This window comes from Sphingomonas sp. FUKUSWIS1 (assembly GCF_000733135.1).
GTDB classification, from domain to species: Bacteria; Pseudomonadota; Alphaproteobacteria; order Sphingomonadales; family Sphingomonadaceae; genus Sphingomonas; species Sphingomonas aerolata.
Genome location: NZ_JPJC01000100.1, coordinates 5,865 through 10,282 on the forward strand (window position 1 = coordinate 5,865; position 4,418 = coordinate 10,282).

The following is a 4,418-nucleotide window of genomic DNA, read 5'->3' on the forward strand; positions in this document are numbered from 1 at the left end:
CGCGATCGCCGAGCCATGGACCCGGCCCATCGTCAGCTTGGCGGACAGAATGTTCGACAGCCACATGACGATGCCGACGACCGCAAACGCGGTGAGCAGCGCATTGGCGGTCAGGACCTTGGTGATCATTTCCATGCGTGCGGTCCTTAGCGCGGGGTGATCGGGGCGGGGGATCCGGCGGCGATCGCCATCTCGGCTTCACGCGTCTCACGCGCCTCGATCTCGTCCATGGTCTCGGGCGTGCCCGACAGCCGGCTGATGATCGCGACTGCACTGAAGCACAGCAGCAGCGCGCCGACGCCCGCGATCAGCACGATCGGACCGCCCTCGACCGCGGCGACGACATCCTGCTGCGCCGCCATCGCGACGACGATCGGGATATACAGCGCACCCCAGAAGCCGATCCCGCGCGATACGCCTTCATTGTAGCGGCCGCGCGTCTTCAGCCACATCCGCGCGGCGATCAGCAGGATCATCGCGATACCGACCCCGCCGACATTGGCCTTCACGCCGAGCAGCACGCCAAGGCCTTCGCCGAGCACTTGCCCGATCAGCGTACATATCGCGAGCAGTGCTACGCCGGCGATCATGCGCCGCGTCCCGCATCTGTGGCGTCAACGGGTAGGGACTCGCTCATGGCATAACCTCTCAATGTATTCGATCTGGCGTCTTATACGCCGTCAAGTATGCACAGGGTTGCGTTTGGAGCAATAGCGAATACAAGAGAGGCGGAATAAGCGTCAGGAGGCGATGCGGTGCGGCAATGGAATACGCGCAAGCAGTTGCGCGAGGAGCGGATTGCGGCGGGCCGGGGCTTTGCCACCGGCAAGCTGGTCGATCCCGAAACGCTCGTCGACTTTCTCGAAGCGGTGCTCAGGCCCGGTGACCGGGTCTGCCTCGAGGGCGACAACCAGAAACAGGCGGACGTGCTGGCCCGGGGGCTGGCGGCGATGGATCCCGAACGGATCCACGACCTGCACATGGTCCAGTCGGGCGTCGTCCTGCCCGAGCATCTCGACGTCTTCGACAGCGGCATCGCGAAGCGGCTCGACTTCTCCTATTCGGGGCCGCAATCGGCACGGATCGCGAAGATGCTGTTCGGCGGCAAGATCGAGCTCGGCGCGATCCACACCTATCTCGAACTGTTTGCACGCTATTTCGTCGATCTGACGCCACAGGTCGCGCTGATCGCCGCGGTCAGCGCGGATCGTCACGGCAATCTCTATACCGGCCCCAATACCGAGGACACGCCGACCGTGGTCGAGGCGACGAGCTTCGGCAGCGGCCTCGTGATCGCGCAGGTCGGCGAGATCGTCGATACGCTGCCGCGGGTCGACATCCCCGGCGACCAGGTCCATTTCGTGCTCGACGCAGGGCGCCCCTTCTATGTCGAGCCGCTGTTCACGCGCGATCCCGCGGCGATGACCGAGACTCAGATCCTCACCGCGATGCTGGCGATCAAGGGGCTCTATCAGCCTTACGGGGTGCGCCGGCTGAATCACGGCATCGGCTTCAACACCGCGGCGATCGAGCTGCTGCTGCCGACCTATGGCGAGAAGCTCGGGCTGAAGGGCAAGATCTGCACGCACTGGGCGCTCAACCCGCACCCGACGCTGATTCCCGCGATCGAGGCGGGGTGGGTCGAGCAGGTTCATTGCTTCGGCTCCGAAGTCGGCATGGAGGATTATCTCGCCGCGCGGCCCGACATTTTCTTCACCGGCCCCGACGGCTCGCTCCGCTCGAACCGCGCGTTCAGCCAGACCGCGGGGCTGTATGCCTGCGACATGTTCATCGGCTCGACGCTGCAGATCGACCTCGCCGGGCACAGCTCGACGATCACCGCGAACCGCATCGCCGGCTTTGGCGGCGCGCCCAACATGGGGTCGGACGCGCGTGGCCGGCGTCATCCCAGCGCACCCTGGTTGCAGGCCGGCGCGGAGGCGGATCCCGATACCGCGGCACCGCTGCGGCGCGGCCGCAAACTCGTCGTCCAGATCGGCGAGACGTTCGGCGAGGGCAATGCGCCGCTGTTCGTCGAAAAGCTCGGCGCGCTCGAACTCGCGGAAAAGCTCGATCTCGATCTCGCACCAATCATGGTCTATGCCGACGACACGACGCACATCGTCACCGAGGAGGGCATCGCCAACCTGCTGCTCTGCCGCACTGCGGACGAGCGCGAACAGGCGATCCGCGGCGTCGCGGGCTTTACCGAGATCGGCCGCGGCCGCGACAGGGCGATGGTCGAACGGCTGCGCGAGCGGAAGATCATCCAGCGGCCCGAGGATCTCGGCATCGACCCGCTCGACGCGAACCGCAACATGCTGGCCGCGCGTTCGATCAAGGACCTGATGCTCGCCTCGGGCGGGCTCTACCGGCCGCCGAGCCGGTTCCGGAACTGGTAGGGGATAGAAGCATGGAAATCCTGCATTTCGATATAGCCGCGCCCGTCCCGGCGGGCGGCACGCGCGCGTTGGCGCTGGTCGGCGTGGTCGCGTCGGGCAATCTGGAAGTGCTGGTCGAGCGCGGCGACGCGGCCGATCGGTGCGCGATCGAGATCAGCACCGCGGCGCACGGCTTTCGCGACCTCTGGGACGCGGTCGTCGCCGATTTCGTCGGCCGGCGCGCCGCCGGTGGCCTGCGGATCGCGATCAACGATGGCGGCGCACGACCCGATACCGTGTCGCTGCGCCTCGCCCAGGCCGTCCGCATGATCGAGGAGCCCGAAGCATGAGCAACCTTCATCAGAGCTGGTACGAGGCGGGCGCGCGCGAGCGGATCGCGGCGCTGGTCGATACCGGCAGCTTCACCGAATATGTCGGCCCAGAGCGGCGCGAGACCAGCCCGCATCTTGGCATCTTCGACCTGCCCGCGCAGTTTGACGACGGCATCGTCGTCGGCGCCGCGACCGTCGACGGCACGCCGATCCTGATCGCCGCGCAGGAGGGCCGCTTCATGGGCGGCGCGTTCGGCGAGGTTCACGGCGCCAAGCTGACCGGGCTGCTCCGCGCCGCCAAAGCCCTCACCCGCAACGTCGTGATCGCGTTCGACACCGGCGGCGTCCGTCTGCAGGAGGCCAATGCCGGCGAGATCGCGATCGCCGAGATCATGCGCGCGGCTACCGAAGCGCGGATCGCGGGCGTGCGCGTCGTCGGACTGATCGGCGGCCGCGCGGGCTGCTATGGCGGCGGCGGGCTGATCGCCGGCTGTTGCTCGACGCTGATCATATCCGAACAGGGGCGGATCAGCGTCACCGGCCCCGAGGTGATCGAGACCAACAAGGGCGTCGAGGAATTCGACTCGCGCGATCGTGCGCTGGTCTGGCGGACGATGGGCGGCAAGCACCGGACGCTGATCGGCGGCGCGGACCTGTTCGTCGACGACGATGCCGCGGCGTTCCGCGCGGCGATGCTCGCGGCGCTCGGGCGACCAGCCAAGGCGGGTTCCGTTCGGAATGCCTCCTCTGTCCCGTTCGGGAGAGGGGAGCGACCCGGTCTCAACCTAGCCACTCTGGACGCGGAACAGGACCGCCTCGAACGCCGCATCGCCCGGTTCGGCGAGGCCGCCGACGCGACCGACATCTGGCGCATGCTGGGCATCGATGACCCGCAAGCGATCCCCGACATGCCTTCCGCCGCCTTCGCGACCCTTGCCGCCCAATACCGGGAGAGCGCCGATGACGCCCGTTGAGATCCTCGATTCGCTGTTTCCGGCCGGCCATGATGTCACCGCGGAGGGCGACCTGCTGTTCGGTCGCGGCACATCGCCCGACGGACGGGTCGTGCATGTCATCGGCGCCACCGCGCGCACGCCGATCGGCATCGACCAGGCGATCCGCCTGTCCGCCGCGGTGCTCGCGATCGCGCGCAGCGACGACGACGCGCCGATCCTCTTTCTCGTCGACAGCGCGAGCCAGCGGATGAGCCGGCGTGACGAACTGCTCGGCCTCAGCGAATATCTCGCGCACCTCGCCAAGTCGCTGCTGCTCGCCGAGGCGCGTGGCCACCGCACGATCGGCCTGCTCTATGGCGGCAGCGCGGCCGGCGCGTTCATCGCCACCGCGCTCGCCTGCGACACGCTCGTCGCGCTGCCCGGCGCGCATCCCGAAGTGATGGACCTCGCCTCGATGGCGCGCGTCACCAAGCTGTCGATCGATCTGCTCGAGGACAAGGCCAAGACCACCCCGGTCTTCGCCCCCGGCCTCGACAATCTGGTCAGCGTCGGCGGGGTCGCCGAAGTCTGGGATCCGCAGCGCAGCCTCGCCGATCAGCTCGCGACGCTGCTCGCCGCGACGCGCGATCACGATGCGCGCGCGACGCTCGGGGCCGAGCGCAAGGGCCGGCCCAAGGCCGCGGCGATCGCGGACGAGGTGGACGCGGCGGCGCGGCGCTGATGCGGTTCGACCGACACCGGCTGGTCTG

General features: G+C 68.1%; 5 protein-coding genes and 1 pseudogene. 4 read left to right on the forward strand and 2 right to left on the reverse strand.

Annotation, left to right across the window (positions count from 1 at the left end; all coding sequences use genetic code 11):
• Together sphsw_RS20755 and madL are read right to left on the reverse strand one after the other, a co-directional pair.
• A pseudogene (locus sphsw_RS20755) lies at positions 1-135 on the reverse strand (malonate transporter subunit MadM); the annotation flags it as partial.
• A gap of 11 nt (positions 136-146) precedes the next feature.
• Positions 147-590: a malonate transporter subunit MadL gene (gene madL / locus sphsw_RS07465; protein WP_031440056.1), complete on the reverse strand. Its 444-nt coding sequence runs from the start codon at positions 588-590 to the stop codon at positions 147-149.
• A gap of 165 nt (positions 591-755) precedes the next feature.
• On the opposite strand from madL, the gene mdcA reads away from it, so the two are divergent.
• From mdcA to mdcE, 4 genes are read left to right on the forward strand one after another with little or no spacing between them, the layout of a single operon-like run.
• Positions 756-2,402: a malonate decarboxylase subunit alpha gene (gene mdcA / locus sphsw_RS07470; protein ID WP_031440057.1), complete on the forward strand. Its 1,647-nt coding sequence runs from the start codon at positions 756-758 to the stop codon at positions 2,400-2,402.
• Positions 2,403-2,413: 11 nt separating this feature from the next.
• Positions 2,414-2,731 carry a malonate decarboxylase acyl carrier protein gene (gene mdcC, locus sphsw_RS07475; protein WP_031440058.1) on the forward strand — a complete coding sequence of 106 codons (318 nt, stop codon included), beginning with the start codon at positions 2,414-2,416 and terminating at the stop codon, positions 2,729-2,731.
• On the forward strand, positions 2,728-3,687 hold the full coding sequence (locus tag sphsw_RS07480) for a biotin-independent malonate decarboxylase subunit beta (protein WP_031440059.1): 960 nt from the start codon (positions 2,728-2,730) through the stop codon (positions 3,685-3,687). The genes mdcC and sphsw_RS07480 overlap by 4 nt, the downstream gene beginning before the upstream one ends.
• A complete protein-coding gene (gene mdcE, locus sphsw_RS07485) occupies positions 3,674-4,390 on the forward strand; it encodes a biotin-independent malonate decarboxylase subunit gamma (protein WP_031440060.1) in 717 nt (238 codons plus the stop codon). The genes sphsw_RS07480 and mdcE overlap by 14 nt, the downstream gene beginning before the upstream one ends.
• Positions 4,391-4,418 lie beyond the last annotated feature (28 nt).

What these genes read in the sequence shown, in the direction of transcription:
- madL (WP_031440056.1), bottom strand. Translation starts at nt 590, where the DNA reads ATGATCGCCGGCGTAGCACTGCTCGCGATATGTACGCTGATCGGGCAA.
- mdcE (WP_031440060.1), top strand. Translation starts at nt 3,674, where the DNA reads ATGACGCCCGTTGAGATCCTCGATTCGCTGTTTCCGGCCGGCCATGAT.
- mdcC (WP_031440058.1), top strand. Translation starts at nt 2,414, where the DNA reads ATGGAAATCCTGCATTTCGATATAGCCGCGCCCGTCCCGGCGGGCGGC.
- sphsw_RS07480 (WP_031440059.1), top strand. Translation starts at nt 2,728, where the DNA reads ATGAGCAACCTTCATCAGAGCTGGTACGAGGCGGGCGCGCGCGAGCGG.